Origin of the sequence: Vibrio sp. 2092, from assembly GCF_033339635.1 — a bacterium.
Classification (GTDB): domain Bacteria; phylum Pseudomonadota; class Gammaproteobacteria; order Enterobacterales; family Vibrionaceae; genus Vibrio; species Vibrio alginolyticus.
The window spans coordinates 68,063-83,809 of sequence record NZ_JAWOUY010000024.1 but is presented as its reverse complement, the minus strand read 5'-3'; the positions used below and the strand labels follow the sequence as shown (position 1 = coordinate 83,809).

Annotated in this window: 17 protein-coding genes; all 17 read left to right on the top strand. The window is 44.8% G+C overall.

The features are described 5' to 3' along the window. The first annotated feature begins 47 nt into the window (after positions 1-47). Positions 48-596 carry a single-stranded DNA-binding protein gene (locus R7P80_RS26550; protein WP_411979030.1) on the top strand — a complete coding sequence of 183 codons (549 nt, stop codon included), beginning with the start codon at positions 48-50 and terminating at the stop codon, positions 594-596. 242 nt (positions 597-838) lie between these two features. Continuing rightward, positions 839-2,848 carry an RNase E specificity factor CsrD gene (gene csrD / locus R7P80_RS26545; RefSeq protein WP_054728884.1) on the top strand — a complete coding sequence of 670 codons (2,010 nt, stop codon included), beginning with the start codon at positions 839-841 and terminating at the stop codon, positions 2,846-2,848. An 11-nt stretch (positions 2,849-2,859) separates the two neighbouring features. After that, positions 2,860-4,305 (top strand): MSHA biogenesis protein MshI, encoded by a 1,446-nt coding sequence (locus R7P80_RS26540; protein ID WP_225492041.1) that lies wholly within the window; start codon positions 2,860-2,862, stop codon positions 4,303-4,305. Next, positions 4,302-4,952: a type II secretion system protein GspM gene (gene gspM / locus R7P80_RS26535; protein ID WP_054577143.1), complete on the top strand. Its 651-nt coding sequence runs from the start codon at positions 4,302-4,304 to the stop codon at positions 4,950-4,952. The genes R7P80_RS26540 and gspM overlap by 4 nt, the downstream gene beginning before the upstream one ends. Then, a complete protein-coding gene (locus tag R7P80_RS26530) occupies positions 4,945-5,277 on the top strand; it encodes a hypothetical protein (protein WP_005381196.1) in 333 nt (110 codons plus the stop codon). Before gspM ends, R7P80_RS26530 begins: the two co-directional genes overlap by 8 nt. 20 nt (positions 5,278-5,297) lie before the next feature. Next, positions 5,298-6,938 (top strand): pilus (MSHA type) biogenesis protein MshL, encoded by a 1,641-nt coding sequence (gene mshL, locus R7P80_RS26525; protein ID WP_115386322.1) that lies wholly within the window; start codon positions 5,298-5,300, stop codon positions 6,936-6,938. 44 nt (positions 6,939-6,982) lie between these two features. Next, the gene (locus tag R7P80_RS26520) at positions 6,983-7,828 is read left to right on the top strand and encodes an ExeA family protein (protein ID WP_033907419.1); all 846 of its coding nucleotides are present in this window, start codon (positions 6,983-6,985) and stop codon (positions 7,826-7,828) included. Beyond that, positions 7,825-8,919, top strand: coding sequence for a tetratricopeptide repeat protein (locus R7P80_RS26515; protein ID WP_225492040.1), 1,095 nt, complete (start codon positions 7,825-7,827; stop codon positions 8,917-8,919). Before R7P80_RS26520 ends, R7P80_RS26515 begins: the two co-directional genes overlap by 4 nt. Further along, complete coding sequence (locus R7P80_RS26510; protein ID WP_005381188.1) at positions 8,916-10,640, top strand: GspE/PulE family protein; 1,725 nt, start codon at positions 8,916-8,918, stop codon at positions 10,638-10,640. The genes R7P80_RS26515 and R7P80_RS26510 overlap by 4 nt, the downstream gene beginning before the upstream one ends. An 8-nt stretch (positions 10,641-10,648) precedes the next feature. Beyond that, positions 10,649-11,872: a type II secretion system F family protein gene (locus tag R7P80_RS26505; RefSeq protein WP_225492039.1), complete on the top strand. Its 1,224-nt coding sequence runs from the start codon at positions 10,649-10,651 to the stop codon at positions 11,870-11,872. Positions 11,873-11,875: 3 nt separating this feature from the next. Next, entirely contained in the window at positions 11,876-12,337 is a 462-nt protein-coding gene (locus tag R7P80_RS26500; RefSeq protein ID WP_225492038.1) for an MSHA biogenesis protein MshF, read from the top strand. A 291-nt stretch (positions 12,338-12,628) separates the two neighbouring features. After that, entirely contained in the window at positions 12,629-13,129 is a 501-nt protein-coding gene (locus R7P80_RS26495) for a type II secretion system protein (protein ID WP_225492037.1), read from the top strand. A gap of 67 nt (positions 13,130-13,196) precedes the next feature. Further along, the gene (locus tag R7P80_RS26490; protein WP_225492036.1) at positions 13,197-13,421 is read left to right on the top strand and encodes a Tfp pilus assembly protein FimT/FimU; all 225 of its coding nucleotides are present in this window, start codon (positions 13,197-13,199) and stop codon (positions 13,419-13,421) included. A gap of 124 nt (positions 13,422-13,545) precedes the next feature. Continuing rightward, positions 13,546-14,025, top strand: coding sequence for a type II secretion system protein (locus R7P80_RS26485; protein WP_225462007.1), 480 nt, complete (start codon positions 13,546-13,548; stop codon positions 14,023-14,025). Then, positions 14,022-14,603 carry a type II secretion system protein gene (locus tag R7P80_RS26480; RefSeq protein WP_124009117.1) on the top strand — a complete coding sequence of 194 codons (582 nt, stop codon included), beginning with the start codon at positions 14,022-14,024 and terminating at the stop codon, positions 14,601-14,603. The genes R7P80_RS26485 and R7P80_RS26480 overlap by 4 nt, the downstream gene beginning before the upstream one ends. Then, entirely contained in the window at positions 14,603-15,316 is a 714-nt protein-coding gene (locus R7P80_RS26475; RefSeq protein ID WP_225492035.1) for a PilW family protein, read from the top strand. The genes R7P80_RS26480 and R7P80_RS26475 overlap by 1 nt, the downstream gene beginning before the upstream one ends. Further along, positions 15,306-15,740 (top strand): MSHA biogenesis protein MshP, encoded by a 435-nt coding sequence (locus tag R7P80_RS26470; RefSeq protein WP_186584633.1) that lies wholly within the window; start codon positions 15,306-15,308, stop codon positions 15,738-15,740. The genes R7P80_RS26475 and R7P80_RS26470 overlap by 11 nt, the downstream gene beginning before the upstream one ends. The last annotated feature ends 7 nt before the right edge of the window (positions 15,741-15,747 follow it).

The window sequence follows — 15,747 nt, the reverse complement described above, 5'->3', positions numbered from 1 at the left end:
AAAGATAATGGTTAATCCTATGAATTTAAAGGAAAAAGGTAGAAATTATGAGTAGAGGTTCGGTGAACAAAGTAATCTTGGTGGGGAATCTAGGTAACGACCCTGAAATTCGTTACATGCCGAATGGCGGTGCAGTAGCAAACATTACTATTGCGACTTCTGATTCATGGCGTGATAAAGCGACTGGCGAACAGCGCGAAAAAACGGAATGGCACCGTGTTGTGTTGTTCGGCAAACTTGCGGAAGTAGCAGGTGAGTATTTGCGTAAAGGCTCTCAAGTTTACATTGAAGGGCAACTGCAAACTCGCAAATGGCAAGATCAAAGTGGTCAAGATCGCTACTCAACTGAGGTCGTTGTTCAAGGCTTCAATGGTGTGATGCAAATGCTTGGCGGTCGTGCTCAAGGTGGCGGCGCACCTATGGGCGGTCAACAGCAGCAAGGTGGATGGGGTCAGCCTCAACAGCCAGCTCAACAGCCAGCTCAGCAGCAGTACAATGCGCCTCAGCAACAGCAACCACAACAACAGGCTCCGCAGCAATCACAGCAGCAGTACAATGAGCCACCAATGGATTTTGACGACGATATCCCGTTCTAGATTCTGCTTATGCTTGAATCGAAAAGGCCGCGAATATCGCGGCCTTTTTTATTGTCGCAATCTGATGATCTCACAGGCTTATCTTGGCAAGGTTAGGCGTAACAATAAAACTTATCAATGAGTGTGATTTTCTTTATGCTCCAGCCTCTCACTATCAGACTAATCCGATTGTTTGATGAACTCTTATCAAGTATAAATATTTCAATAAGGTATATGATGAATAAAAAAGGAATTTGGTATTCATGAGGTATACCCCAACTCTTAAGTTAAGCACACGGCTGGTGGCCTTTGTCACCATGATCGTTATCTGCGCCATGTTTATCTTGTTTGTCGGTGGCACCCTCTCTTTTAAACGTCTTGGGCAGGAATATCTCACCCATTATTTAGAAGGGATCGTAGAGGTGGTCGACAAGGAGATGGAAGATCCTGACGCCGCTTATTCTATGCAGCGCTGGATGCCGAAGATGCTGCAGGCTTCCAATATTGTCGAAATGACGTTGTCGACCAACAACGCCGTTGTTTATCGCTTCAAAGATACTTCTCATCAAATGGAAGCGTCAGTCTTGTTTGAGGCTGAGTACCAGTTGACTCACAATCAAGATTACACGATTCACTTTAAAGCAATTCCCCCTTACTTAGGTTACAGCTACTCAATGCAGGCGCTTTGGTCGATCACGCTTGCCGTTGTATTGATCATCTTCTGCTTAATGCGCGGCGTGGCATGGCTTAAGGAGCAATTAGAAGGCTCCGAAATGCTCGAAGAGCGAGGCAGAATGATCCTAGCTGGTAGGGTGGAGCAGTATGCCAAAGGTGACAAAAAAGAATGGCCTTACACCGCCAGTGAAGCGCTCGATGTATTAATCGAAGAGTTACAAGATGCGCGTCAAGAGCGAAGCCGATTTGATACCTTTATTCGAACTCAAACTTTCCTTGATAAGCTAACCGGTACCGCTAACCGAGTGTTATTTGATAGCAAGTTGGAATCGGCGTTACTAGAAAGTGGGGCTCGCGGCGCCGTGTTGCTAGTGCGTATTCAAGACTGGAAACTGGTTGAAGAAGAGCAAGATAAGCAAATTACGGATGAGTTTATTGTTGAAGTTGGGAGTTTATTGTCCAATTTAGTTCAACGATACCCAGATGTTGTATTTTCCCGTTATTACGATGCTGATTTTGCGCTTTTTCTACCGCACCAAAGTGCGAAAGATGTGGCTAACCTTGCCTCGCAATGCATTCGCCAGTTAGAAAAGTTAATGCCGCCAGAGCCACTTGATCCAGACAACTGGTGCCATATTGGCATCACCACTTATAAAGAAGGTGAGCGACACAGCCAAATCATTGATGAAGCCGAGACTGCTTTGCGTAGTGCGCAACTACAAAATAACAATAATTGGAGTCGCTTCAAAAAATGGAACCACGATGAAGAAGCTCGCGGAAGTGTGAGGTGGAGAACGTTATTTGACACAGCACTTACACCTGAAAGTGTGATACTCTACGCACAATCTGTGCACCCAATAAGTGATGCGACGCATAAAAAATCATTATATGAAGAGTTAACATGTCGGATTCGCGATCCTGAGAATGGGATTGTTAAAGCGTCTCGGTTCATTTCTGCGATCAGACAGGTTGGTTATGAAGCGCAAATGGATAAGTCGGTTATTAATAAATTCTTAAGAGAGTTTAAGGATAATTTTGATAACTCAAGATCGTATGCGCTCAATTTGAATGTAACGCCATTTTCTAACCGAGAGTACTTTAAATGGTTTCGTGATGAACTCTTACAGTTGTCACGTGAGCAGAGAAAGTGTCTCAGTTTTGAGTTTGTTGAAGCACAATTTGTAAGACACTTAGACTTTATGCGACCAGTCGCTAAAATGCTGGCCGGTTTAGGGTGCCACTTAATGGTTGGGCAGGCTGGGCGTACCATCGTCAGCACTCACTATTTAAAAGAAGTGGACATTCGTTACCTTAAACTTCATCGCAGTTTAGTAGCAAAAATCGACCAACGACATGAAAACCAGCTATTTGTCCGCAGTATGCTAGGTGCGGCGGCAAACAGTAAAACTAAAATTATAGCAGTGGGAATTGAGAATCAGAACGAGCTCAACACATTAATTGAGCTCGGGGTTTATGGTGGGCAAGGGCGTTACTTTTCTGCGGAGCAGCAGTTTCTTCCTCGTCCCCAAGCGTTGCCGAATTCTCAATCAGAATCCCAAGTTAAATTGGGAAGACGAAATCGCTGGCGGAAAAAATAAAGATAATAATCATGGATTTCAAAGCACTATTCGACAAGCTTAAGCGATCATCTAGTGGTGGTCGCTCCTGCTTTTTGGTTATTCAGCCAGACGCCGTTTATTTATCATCTTCAATCAAAAGTAGTCGTCCATACCAATTTGATATTTCTGAGTCCAATTGGGAAAAAGCCGTTGAGCAAGCATTGAGCGTTGCAGCGAGTGCGTATGATTCATTAACGGTTGTTCTTTCTCATAACTATTACCAGATGTACCAAATCGACAAACCGGTCATGCCGCGTCAAGAATGGCCAGCCGCATTACCGTTTTTGTTGAAAGAACTGATCTCTGAGCGCGCCATCGACATTATTGCCGATGCGGTCGAGTTACCGAATTCAACCAAAGTGCAAGCATACGTCTTATCGCGAAAAATATTGGATAAGATTGTGTTACTGGCCAGCCGAGCCCAGTTACCATTAGAAGCCATTCTTCCTGAAGACGATATTTGGGGAGAGACTGCGGGTGAATTAGGAAATTTCCTATTATTACAACGCAGTGTGCGTGGTCATTTCCGTATAAGCGCTTTTGTCGAAAATACTATTGCGTTCCACCGCTCTATTCGCAGTGTGACGCCACCGTTAACGGGAGTTCCGTCTAGCGATTTACAGATGGACAGTCTGTCGTTAGAACTGCAACGTTCGATTGACTATCTTTCATCTCAGTTACGCCACGTGCAATTACATCAATTGAAAGTGTGCTGTGATGAAGAGGATGAGAGCGAGCTTGTTCAGGCTCTGAATTACCGTTTAAGTACTAAGGTTTCACCGTTATTACCACCAGAACATGAGCTATCAGGACATGTTTTGGCTGACACTGCGGCTACTTCAAATACTCGACGCGTCAACTTATATCCCGATTACTTAAAGCCGAAAAAAGAGCTCCTGACGCTAAAAAATATCGCGTTATCTTGGGGCGTTGCGGCGGCTGCAATTCTATTTTCTTACGGTTATGTGACTTGGCAGAGCAGCGGTTTGGAAGATGAGATTGCTATTGTAAAAAGTAAAAGCGATATCATGAAGTCAGAGCTTGAACGTTATCAAGTCAAGCTACGTAAGCATCAACCTGACAATAACAAGCTGGCAGCTAAAGCCCGCTTAGAGCGTGAAGTCAAGGCGAAGCGAGACTCGCTTAAAGCTGTCGGGAAATACGATGACTCGCAGCGCACGGGTTACTCTGGCGTGATGCAATCATTAGCGAAGCTAGGAAACCAAGAAATTTCTTTGTCCGAAATTCGAATCAATACCCATACCTTAGACCTGAAGGGACTAGCGAAAAAACCGAGCTCAGTGCCAAATTGGGTTAGCCAATTTAAAAACGAAATTAGCTTGGTTGGTCGAACGTTTGACGACGTCAAAATAGGTCGAAATGATAAGGATATTGTGACGTTTGAACTAAAAACGCGCGAGGATAAAGAGAAATGAACGAATTCTGGCTCTCATTAGAAGGGCGCTTTGGCGAAATGAGTACGCGTGAAAAAGTGCTCACCGCATTATGCGGTTTAGTTGTCGTGATCATGTTGCTCTTTACGCTGGTATTGGAGCCAAAGCTTAACGAGATCATCAGTAATGAGAGGCAACTAAGTAATTTAAAGCAAGCCAATCAAAAGATTGAAATCGATACGCTACGTATTCAGGCGCAACTTAAGAAAGATCCAAATGCTGAGGTTGATCGCGCGATATCTAATCTGTTAGCTGAGAGTCAGCATCTTTCGATGCAATTAGCGGAGATCATCGAGCATCTTATTACACCTTCGCAAATGGCTGAGCTGCTTGAAAATGTGTTGGAGCAGCAAAGTGGCATTCACCTTTTGTCTCTGCAAACCTTGCCATCTGAGCCAATAACGGAAGATAAAGAAGCATCGCAATACTCTGGTTACTACGTGCATCCTGTTCGTATGGAACTGACTGGTGACTATTTTTCTATTGCTAATTATCTGAATAAATTGGAGAGCCTTCCTGCGAGTTATTACTGGCGCAGCTTTAGTTATAAAGTCGAAGAGTACCCGAAAGCGAAGCTTGTGTTAGAAGTCTACACACTAGGATCTAGAGAGGAGTTTATTGGTGGTTAACAAACTCATCATCTCATTGCTTGTTATGGCAGCGGCAGGAACCGCTTGGGCAAACCAAGACCCAACGGCCCCACTTGGTTGGGAAAAGCCAGCGGTTGAAACGTCAGCGAAACCAAAAGTTAAACGGTATCGACTGCCTAAGCTCAACAGTATTGTGTGTAAGCCAAGTACTGATTGTATCGCGATTATGGATAACAAACTTGTCGAAAAAGGCGAGCTATTTAAGGGTTATCGCGTCGCGAGCATTAATAGTGAATTTGTAACTTTAAAGCGTGGTAACCGTCAGTGGGACCTAGAGCTTTTTGATTTAAACGTAAAACAATAATAACCAGAGCCCGATCAGATATGCGCAAATTAGTTGTAGGAATAGCGATTGCTTCTTTAATGGGATGTTCAATGGGTCATCGGAATCCAGTGGAAGTTAAAGAAGCGCTCAATGAATCTATCAATCAAGCGAACAGCCGCACATTGGAAGAAATCCCTTCTTCTGTTGAGGCAGACTTGATGCCAAATTTAGACTCGAACGTTGCATCAGAGCAAGGCACCTCGAAGCGTTTTCGTATTCAGGCGAATGCGGTCGATGCAAGAAGCTTTTTCGCCTCATTAGTGAAAGGCACTGAGTACAGCGTGGCGATTCACCCATCGGTACAAGGTAATATCACCGTCAACTTGTCAGATGTGACATTGGATGAAGTTCTGAATGTCGTACAGAATATGTATGGCTATGACGTGGTGAAGTCTGGCAAAGTTATTCAAATCTACCCAGCAGGTATGCGTACGGTGACCATTCCAGTCGATTACCTGCAGTTCAAGCGTTCTGGTCGCTCATTAACCAGCATTGTTACGGGCTCTGTAACCTCGGCTGGTACGTCTAATTCTGGTGGTAGCTCAGACAGTTCTGACTCGTCAGACTCTAACAATGGAAACAACAACGATAGCTCGACCACATCTACGGGCGGTACACGCATTGAAACCATCACTGAAAGTGATTTCTGGCCGATGCTGCAGCAAGCTGTTGCGAATCTAATTGGTTCAGGCAAAGGGCAAAGTGTGGTTGTAACGCCACAAGCGGGAGTTATTACGGTTCGAGCATTTCCAGATGATATTCGCGAAGTACGCGAGTTCTTAGGTGTATCGCAGGAGCGCATGCAGCGCCAGGTCATTCTTGAAGCTAAAATCCTAGAAGTGACGTTGAATGATGGCTACCAACAAGGCATCAACTGGTCAAACTTATCGGCGTCAATTGGTAACTCGGGTAGTATCGTAGTCAACCGCCCTGCGTCGACATTACCACCATTGGATGCGATTGGCACGCTATTGGGCGGTCAAACTAACGTGACTATTTCGGATGGTAACTTCAATGCCGTGTTGAGCTTCATGTCTACGCAAGGTGACTTGAACGTCCTTTCGAGCCCTCGTATTACCGCTGCCAACAACCAAAAATCTGTCATCAAAGTGGGTACCGATGAGTACTTTGTTACCGAGCTATCGAGCAATGCAGGCAACGGTGAAAACTCAAATGCAGTTCCTGAAGTGGAACTGACGCCATTCTTCTCGGGTATTTCCCTCGATGTGACTCCGCAAATTGATAACAAAGGCAATGTGTTCCTGCATGTTCACCCCGCAGTTATTGAAGTCACGGAAGAAGTGAAGCAATTGAACTTGGGCGGAGATTTCCAAAACATCCAACTGCCATTAGCGAAAAGCTCTATTCGTGAATCAGACTCGGTTATTCGTGCTAAAGATGGCGATGTTGTGGTTATCGGCGGGTTGATGAAACAGCAAAATCGTGAGCTTGTTTCTAAAGTCCCATTTTTGGGCGATGTACCAGCACTGGGGCATTTGTTCCGCAACGTGAATAACGTAACTGAGAAAACAGAATTGGTCATCTTGCTAAAACCGACCGTAGTTGGCGTGAACTCTTGGCAGAAAGAGCTAGAGCGCTCTCGTGATCTGCTGCAAGAGTGGTTCCCAGATGCGCAATAAGCGCTGGGAAAGGTTCTGTTTTTCAATAGGTTTGTGATTCGAGTATGTACTTGTCACACTTTGGGTTCCGAGTTCAGCCTTTTTCGTTAACCCCAAATACAGAAATGTTCTTGGGGTTAGTCCCTCACTATGAGGCGATCCAAACCATCCTAGCTGCCGTGCAAATGGGAGAAGGGGTGATTAAGGTGACGGGAGAAGTCGGCACTGGAAAAACCATGGTATGCCGTAAGCTGATCGAGCAGATTGAATCTGAAGTTGAGCTTATTTACTTACCCAATCCAGTGTTGAATGGGGAACAGTTGCAGTTTGCTGTCGCCAGAGAGTTAGGTATCGAGAACGATGATCCGCTGCGTATCGTTTCCCTCATTCAAGAGCACTTGATTCAAGTACATGCCTTGGGAAAGAAAACCGTCTTGATCGTTGATGAAGCGCAAGCTCTTTCCCCACAAGCTTTAGAAACATTACGTCTATTTGGCAACTTAGAAACGGAACAAGATAAGCTCATTCAATTGGTGTTATTCGGACAACCTGAGTTGGATGAAAGATTGGCTAACCATGAGCTAAGGCAATTTCGTCAACGCATTACGTTTAGTTGCCAGTTACGTCCTCTCTCTATCGATGAAGGCGTGGCTTACATCAATAATCGTTTAGATAAAGCAGGCAATGGGGCGCACATTTTTTCTATTGAACAGAAAAAAGCGATTTGGCGTTCATCCATGGGGATTCCGCGCTTGATAAACCAAATTAGCCACAAGTCGTTGCTTGCTGCATTTAATGAGCGTTGCACACTATTGAAAAATCATCACGTTTACGCCGCTATGCACGATACGTTTGATGCCCGTAAACCTAAGTTTAAAACACCCGTATTTTGGGGATGGAGTCAACCTTGAGTGCCATCAATAAAGCATTATCAGAACTTGCTGAAAAAATATCGCCGTCAGAGCTTACTCGTGCGGAGATTCCAAGTGTCTCACGCAGTAAACCTTGGCTTTGGCTTGTCGCCGGTTTTTCGTTAAGCCTTGCGGTTGGTAGCTGGGCGGTCTCTCGCGGTCCTGTTCCTTCAGGCGAGCTATCACAGTTTCAAACCGACGCTATGCCATTGTCGTCTGTGAATGTCTCACCAATTGTTTCATCGGAGCGCACTCATTCGCCAACGAGTAAAATGACGCCCGATACAACTCATGTGGTTTACACTAAACCAGCCACACAGCCGGTAGCGCAACAGCCTCACATGCAAGAGACTGATAGGTTCACGCCAAGATCTGAGATAAATACCGCCTCTGAAGAGGCAGTTTTACTCGCGCAGTTAGCAACGATGCCGAGCGAGGAACAATACGATCCCGTAACCCGCACGACATCAGAAAACAGCTCAATGCGTATTGAGCAGGTTGAGCTTACACATCGTCAATTATCTCTTAAAGCGGTTAGCCGAGCGGAAAAAGCACTGGATGCTAACGATATGCAAACGGCGTTATCGGCTTATGCCGAGGCGTTGCGTTATGAGCCAATGAATGCAGACACGCGTCAAAAGTTATCAGCGTTGTACTTTGGTAAAGGTGACACGCGTAAAGCATATGAGATTATTCAAGAAGGCATCAACCTAGATACGAACAACCAAGTACTCCGCTTGGCCTTGTCTAAGTTGTTAGTGAAAGCTAATCAACCTGAAGCGGCGCTGAGCCCGCTTGTTCATTTGCCTCCAGTACCAAGTCGAGATTACTTGGCGATGCGTGCGGCATTGGCACAAAAACACAAGCAAAATGACATTGCGCTTGAGAGCTATCAACTCCTAACTCAGCGTGAGCCGGAAAACGCGCGCTGGTGGTTAGGTTTGGCTATTCAACAAGAGCGCGCCCTGGCTTTTACTGCCGCGATTAACTCTTACAACCAAGCTCTGGGTAAAGTTGGCATTTCGAATCAATCGCAAGCATTTATCCGTGACCGTTTGAGCATCTTGAAAGAGTTGGAGAGCGCACAATGAAAATTCAGTTGAGAAAACGCTTGGGCGATCTTCTGGTTGAGGAAGGTATCGTCTCTGAAGAACAAATCCAGCAAGCACTAAACGCACAACGCAGTACCGGGCAGAAGCTAGGGGATGCGTTGATTGACCTTGGCTTTATTACCGAAAAGCAAATGTTGGACTTCTTGTCTCAGCAGCTTGGTTTGCCACTGATCGATCTTGGTCGTGCGCCTGTGGATGCCGAAGCCGTGCAGATTCTACCTGAGGTACACGCACGTCGCTTACGTGCGATGGTCGTTGCTCGAAATGGGGACACCCTGCGCGTTGCTATGAGTGACCCTGCGGACTTGTTCATCCAAGAATCATTGATGAACTTGTTGGGACAATACAACCTTGAGTTCATTGTTGCTTCAGAGCGTCAGCTTATTTCAAGCTTTGACCGTTATTACCGCCGTACTAAAGAGATCGCCTCCTTTGCTGAACAGCTGCATGAAGAGCATAAAGATGTACAAAGCTTTGATTACGGTATTGATGAAGCCGATAGTGAAGAGGTTACCGTTGTAAAGCTGGTTAATTCCATGTTTGAAGATGCGGTACAGGTTGGAGCTTCGGATATTCATATTGAGCCAGACGATCAAGTATTGCGTTTGCGCCAGCGTATTGATGGCGTATTGCATGAAACGCTCTTAAATGAAGTGAATATTGCATCGGCTTTGGTTCTTCGACTGAAGTTGATGGCACACCTAGATATTTCTGAAAAGCGCTTGCCGCAAGATGGCCGATTCAATATCAAAGTTCGTGGCCAGTCAATTGATATTCGTATGTCGACGTTACCAACGCAGTACGGAGAATCTGTAGTAATGCGTCTGCTTAACCAGTCTGCTGGTTTGCGTCCGTTAGAAGAGTCGGGCTTGCCGCCAGACTTGCTTGCTCGCTTACGTCGACAGCTGGCGCGTCCGCACGGCATGATTTTGGTTACCGGGCCGACAGGTTCCGGTAAAACCACCACGCTTTACGGCGCATTGAGTGAGCTCAACGAACCTGGGAAAAAGATCATTACAGCAGAGGACCCGGTTGAATATCGTCTGCCTCGCATCACTCAGGTACAGGTTAACAGTAAGATCGATCTAACTTTCTCGCGTGTTCTTAGAACCTTTTTACGTCAAGACCCAGACATCATTCTTGTTGGTGAGATGCGTGATCAAGAGACGGTAGAAATTGGTCTGCGAGCTGCACTAACGGGTCACTTAGTATTGAGCACTCTTCACACCAACGATGCTGTCGACAGTGCGTTACGTATGATCGATATGGGTGCGCCGGGTTACTTGGTTGCTAGTGCAGTCAGAGCTGTGGTGGCGCAGCGTCTTGTGCGCCGAGTTTGCCCAGATTGTAAAACAGAAGACCACTTAGATGAGTCTCGCCAGCAGTGGTTAGCTGGGCGTTTCCCAAATCAAGTTAGCACCATTTTTTATAAAGGCGCAGGTTGCCAAAACTGTAACTTGACTGGTTATCGAGGCCGAATCGGTGTGTTTGAAATGCTCGAACTTGAGCAAGAGATGATGGATAAATTGCGCGCTAATGATGCGGTTGGCTTTGCGCAAGCCGCGCGCCGCTCAGAAAACTATAAGCCACTGCTTGCTTCTGCAATGGAACTGGCGCTACAAGGCACCGTCAGTTTGGATGAAGTGATGACCCTAGGTGAGGGTGATGCTTCTGGTAAGACTGATCCCATTTTCATATAGGTAAGTGAATGCCAACTTTTCGTTATCAAGGCCGCACGCTAGACGGCTCATCCACTAACGGCAAAATCGAAGCAGTGAACTCAGAAGCTGCGGCGGAAGCATTGATGAATAAAGGGGTCATCCCGCTCAATGTACGTTTAGAGAAAGAGTCGGCAAAAAGCAAAGTGAGCTTATCTAAGCTATTTGTGCCTGCTATTCCGTTGGAAGTAATTATTCTTTTCTCTCGCCAGTTGTTTAGTTTGACTAAAGCTGGCGTACCTTTGCTGCGCTCTATGCGTGGCTTGTTGCAAAATTGCGAAAACAAACAGCTCAAAGAGGCGCTAGAAGATGTCGTTTCTGAACTGAGTAATGGCCGAGGTTTGTCTTCTGCGATGCAGCAACACAGTAAAGTATTCAGCCCACTGTTCGTTTCTATGATCAACGTCGGTGAGAATACGGGTCGGCTTGACCAAGCGCTATTGCAACTGGCGAATTACTACGAACAGGAACTTGAGACTCGCAAACGCATTAAAACGGCGATGCGTTATCCAACGTTTGTCATTATCTTTATCACCATCGCCATGTTTGTATTGAATATCTTGGTGATCCCTGAGTTTGCATCGATGTTCACGCGCTTTGGGGTTGAGCTACCATTGCCGACGCGTATTTTGATCGCGACTTCTAATTTCTTTGTTAATTATTGGGTGTTGCTGGTTGTGGCAATGATTGGCGCGTTTACGGTGTTCAGAGCGTGGGTGGCGACGGCTGATGGTCGGGAGAAGTTCGATAAGTTTCGGCTTCGGCTGCCAATTGTAGGCGATATCGTTAATCGTGCGCAGCTTTCTCGTTTTGCCAGAACCTTTTCGTTGATGCTGAAATCAGGGGTGCCACTTAACCAGTCTTTGGCTTTGGCCGGGGAAGCCTTAGGGAACCGTTTTTTAGAAAATCGAATTCTTGAAATGAAGTCCGCAATTGAAGCGGGTAGCACCATTTCAGTGACGGCCATCAACAGTAAAATATTCACCCCATTGGTGATTCAGATGATTGCAGTAGGTGAAGAAACTGGTCGTATTGATGAGTTGCTGCTGGAAGTGTCGGACTTTTACGATCGAGAAGTCGATTACGATCTAAAAACACTGACCGCAAGAATAGAACCATTACTTTTGGTGATTGTCGCAGGCATGGTCATGGTGCTGGCATTGGGTATCTTCTTACCAATGTGGGGAATGCTCGATATCATCAAAGGCGGCTAATAGGTGGTTGAAAATCAAAGCCGAGCAACGCTTATTGTGTTTGGGGTTATTGCTACGATTATGGCGGTGGGTTTGGCGGTCAAATTACGTCCTGTGACCGAGCAAGCACAAGTGACTGGGGCTAAGTTGGCAAGAGTTTGGATGCAAGATAGTGTTCAGCGTTATCGTCAAGCTTGGCTCGTAAAAGGCGAGCCAGAACATATGCTGATGGATGGTTTTAACCTTACTATGACTGAGGACGGGTTAGTGTCTCCCTTTACTCAGCAAGGTGTATTAGATTGTGGTTATTGGCTAGCGGTGCATTACCCCCAACGTAAAATAATGACCAACAAGTTAATAGATATCAGTGGAGCCATCAAAACTGATCGTTATGTCTGTCACTATACTTATGAAAATGGTCAGTCGATTGTAGTTATTTCAACAGCTAATCAACTGAAAATAGACGTCGGAATGTCGGCGGAGTGAATTTTTTGACACCTAATCACTATAATTGGTGATGAAAGTCGGTATAATGCAATCATTACCATAAGTAAGACGCTGTAATAGAGAGTAAACAATAATGTGTTTTTCTCATTGCAGCATGAACTGAATAATGGCGAATCGTCATTCTGCTCAAGCGGTAGATACAGTATCCACTTCACGGTCAGTTTTAGTGAACGTTGCTGCCCCAAACCGTTTTGACAATATCCAAAATGGTCGCGTGACCTAAACGAAACTTTGCAGTTGTACTGCATGCTTACATAGAGAGAGTAAACAATGAAAAGACAAGGTGGTTTCACCCTTATCGAATTGGTAGTGGTAATTGTAATCCTAGGTATTCTAGCGGTCACTGCAGCACCACGTTTCCTTAACCTGCAATCGGATGCTCGTGAATCAGCTCTTCAAGGTCTAAAAGGTGCGATCGATGGTGCTTCTGGTATTGTATTTGGTAAAGCTGCAATTGAGGGTGTTGAGACCAAAACAACTGCGGATAAAGTTACTGTTGAAAATGTAAAAATCAACTACGGTTATCCACAAGCACTTGCTGGTGGTCTAGATAACGCTGTGAATGGTCTAACTCAGGATTGGGCTCTTGTAAATGAAGGTACAGATCCTGAAACGTTAGTAGCGACTTTTGTAAGTGGTGATCTAAAGCCAGGCTTTGATACCAAAGCTAATACTGTTGAGAAAGTAAAAGCAAGTGAATGTTACGTTACATACACTGAAGCAACTTCAAGCGCGGTTGCTACTACGATTGTGACTGATAGAGGTTGTTAATGTAATTCCTAAGGCCAGCTAGTCTGGCCTTTATCTCTTTATTTTGATTAATCTCGGAATAGTTCATATGCGCAAATCATCGGGTCTTAGTGCAATAGAGTTTGTGGTTGTACTGATTATCTTAGGCGTGATCGGTTATGTGGTATTACCAAGATTTATCAGCTTTGAACCAGAGACTTACGAAGCAAAGTGGGAGCAAACTAAGAAAACCGCTGAGCACGTTTCTGAAACGTTAAGCAATAAAGAAACTTACGATCGAATTGAAGAAGAGATTGGCCGTTCAAAAGAGTAAAGTAACTAGACATTGGTTATTTGTTCGTCTGTTCACACTTCGAATCGAAAAATTATAAACCTATCATTAATCTCATAATTTCATCGTATACTTATCTCGCTTGTTCTAAGCCTAAGGTTGGGTTATGAAAATTCGCAGCTCTGCATTAGGATTCACTTTAATGGAGTTAATCCTCGTGATTGTTCTCCTCTCTATCCTTTCACTTTTTGCAGCCAGCCGTTTTATGGGCTCAGGCAGTTTTTCTGGATATGCATTACAAGAACGCGTGATTTCTGTGATTCGCCAAGTACAAGTGAATCGTATGCAGTCGAATGTTGCAAGTCCTGATAACAATTTTCGTTTACAAGTTTCTAGCTCATGTGTTGGTTCGGTTGCTGCCTGTGCACTAACAGGTAGTGCACAAGATGCCCGTAGTGACGTGGTTATCGATAAGTCCGCAAAGTTTTCCGTTATCAGCGGTGCCGCAAATACAATTAATTTTAACCTTCTCGGCAATCCTGTAAGTGGTGCTGTAAACATCTTAATTGAAGATAAACATGGTCGAAGCCGTTGCCAAGTTGAAATTAATTCTCAAGGTTATGTTTCTAAAGGTACATGCTCATGAAGAAATCTAGTGGCATGACGTTAATAGAAATGATCATCGCGATTGTTTTAATGGGCATTGCGATGGTGGCGTTTACTTCTTTTCTTGTCCCTCAAATTCGAGATTCCGCCATTCCTCATTATCAAACTCGTGCCGCTGCATTAGGCCAAGGTTTTATGTCTCAGATGTTGGCGCGAGGCTTTGATGAGAACAGCGATTTTGATGGTGGTACTGTTCGATGTGGTGAGAATGGAGTGAGCTGCACTGACGTAAATAAATTAGGTGCGGATAAAAAACTAGACGGTTCTTTGGAAACAACGCCTAGTGATTTCAACGATGTAGATGACTATATCGGGTGTTGGAGCACATCTACAACGGCTTCTCAGTGTGATGGTATCCCTAGAGGGAATATTAGTGATGTACTTGGTGCGGATAGTACTGAGCAGTACAAAAACTTTAGATTAGAAGTTAGCGTTGCCTATGATGATCTGACGGATAAAGCTCCCGATGAAATAACCGAATACAAAAAAGTAACATTACGGATTTTTGCGGGGAACACGCAGCCCCTTACTTTAACAGCTATTAAGGGGAACTACTGATGAAAGATCGTGGTTTCACCTTAATGGAAATGATAGTTACGATTGTGGTCGGCAGCTTCATCATGTTGGGGATAGCTGGGTATGTCCAGTTAGGAATGAAAGGTTACGCTGATACTATCGATCGCCAACGAATACAAACACAGGCTCAGTTTGTTTTAGAAAAGATGACCCGAGAAATCCGCCATGCCGTGCCAAATAGTTTTCATGAGCCAGCTGGGACAAGCAATTGTTTGGAGTTTGTACCCATTGAATATTCTGGTTTTTACACGTTTAAGAATAACGACTTAGAGTTTTTGCTAGGTAATGACTCAACGCTTAATCCTATTCCTGCGAATCGCAGGATGGTGATAAATCCGAGCCGATATGAAGATTTACAATCAACTTCTTCGCGAAATATAGCCATTGGTGGTTTAGCTAAAACAGGTAAGGTTTTTGTTGTTAGTGGGGGGGCAAGTACGATTACGGGATCCTCTGTTTCTAGCCGTCTTTATATTTATCAAGAGAAGTCGGAGGTTCGCTACTGTTTTGATACCAAGCGAGTTACGCGAAATGGTATTACGGTTGCGGATAGTGTCGATACGTCCGTAAGTGGTATGCGTTATCTAGAGCCAACTCTGCAACGAGGTGGTTTAGTTCATATCAATTTAGAGTTTGAGCAGGATGGTGAACGTAGTGTGTATCAACAAGATGTGCAGGTGCTCAATGTCCCATAGAAGAAACTCCAGCGGAAATGTACTAATCATCGTGTTGTTCGTCATTATTGTAATGGGATATTTGGCTTCCTCTTTAATGAAAGTGACATGGTCGAATCAAAGCGGATTAACAAGAGAGTTTTTGGGAACAAAAGCTTGGTTTGTTGCTCAGTCTGCAAATGAGTGGGCATTGACAAGGTTATATCCCATCAATGGTACGAGTGATAGCGTCGCGACAATCTGCACAAATACGGTAAGCGGTGCAATGCCTAATGTCACACAAGGGACCGGATGTAGGCTTAGCCCAATGAGTTGTGTAGATTTAGGCACTTTAAACTTAGGAACACCAGCAGCAGAGTCACTATTTAGGGTGCAAGCTACGGCCGTTTGTGGCTCGGGCTTATCGCAAGTTGAGCGCCAGCAAGAGATTTGGGTTCGGGAGTAATAACAAG

Excerpts from the sequence above, each read along its gene's own strand:
- R7P80_RS26490 (WP_225492036.1), top strand. The coding sequence starts at position 13,197 with ATGCGCAAATCATCGGGTCTTAGTGCAATAGAGTTTGTGGTTGTACTG.
- R7P80_RS26495 (WP_225492037.1), top strand. The coding sequence starts at position 12,629 with ATGAAAAGACAAGGTGGTTTCACCCTTATCGAATTGGTAGTGGTAATT.
- R7P80_RS26485 (WP_225462007.1), top strand. The coding sequence starts at position 13,546 with ATGAAAATTCGCAGCTCTGCATTAGGATTCACTTTAATGGAGTTAATC.
- mshL (WP_115386322.1), top strand. The coding sequence starts at position 5,298 with ATGCGCAAATTAGTTGTAGGAATAGCGATTGCTTCTTTAATGGGATGT.
- R7P80_RS26520 (WP_033907419.1), top strand. The coding sequence starts at position 6,983 with ATGTACTTGTCACACTTTGGGTTCCGAGTTCAGCCTTTTTCGTTAACC.
- R7P80_RS26510 (WP_005381188.1), top strand. The coding sequence starts at position 8,916 with ATGAAAATTCAGTTGAGAAAACGCTTGGGCGATCTTCTGGTTGAGGAA.
- R7P80_RS26475 (WP_225492035.1), top strand. The coding sequence starts at position 14,603 with ATGAAAGATCGTGGTTTCACCTTAATGGAAATGATAGTTACGATTGTG.
- R7P80_RS26540 (WP_225492041.1), top strand. The coding sequence starts at position 2,860 with ATGGATTTCAAAGCACTATTCGACAAGCTTAAGCGATCATCTAGTGGT.
- R7P80_RS26470 (WP_186584633.1), top strand. The coding sequence starts at position 15,306 with ATGTCCCATAGAAGAAACTCCAGCGGAAATGTACTAATCATCGTGTTG.
- gspM (WP_054577143.1), top strand. The coding sequence starts at position 4,302 with ATGAACGAATTCTGGCTCTCATTAGAAGGGCGCTTTGGCGAAATGAGT.
- csrD (WP_054728884.1), top strand. The coding sequence starts at position 839 with ATGAGGTATACCCCAACTCTTAAGTTAAGCACACGGCTGGTGGCCTTT.
- R7P80_RS26505 (WP_225492039.1), top strand. The coding sequence starts at position 10,649 with ATGCCAACTTTTCGTTATCAAGGCCGCACGCTAGACGGCTCATCCACT.
- R7P80_RS26480 (WP_124009117.1), top strand. The coding sequence starts at position 14,022 with ATGAAGAAATCTAGTGGCATGACGTTAATAGAAATGATCATCGCGATT.
- R7P80_RS26550 (WP_411979030.1), top strand. The coding sequence starts at position 48 with ATGAGTAGAGGTTCGGTGAACAAAGTAATCTTGGTGGGGAATCTAGGT.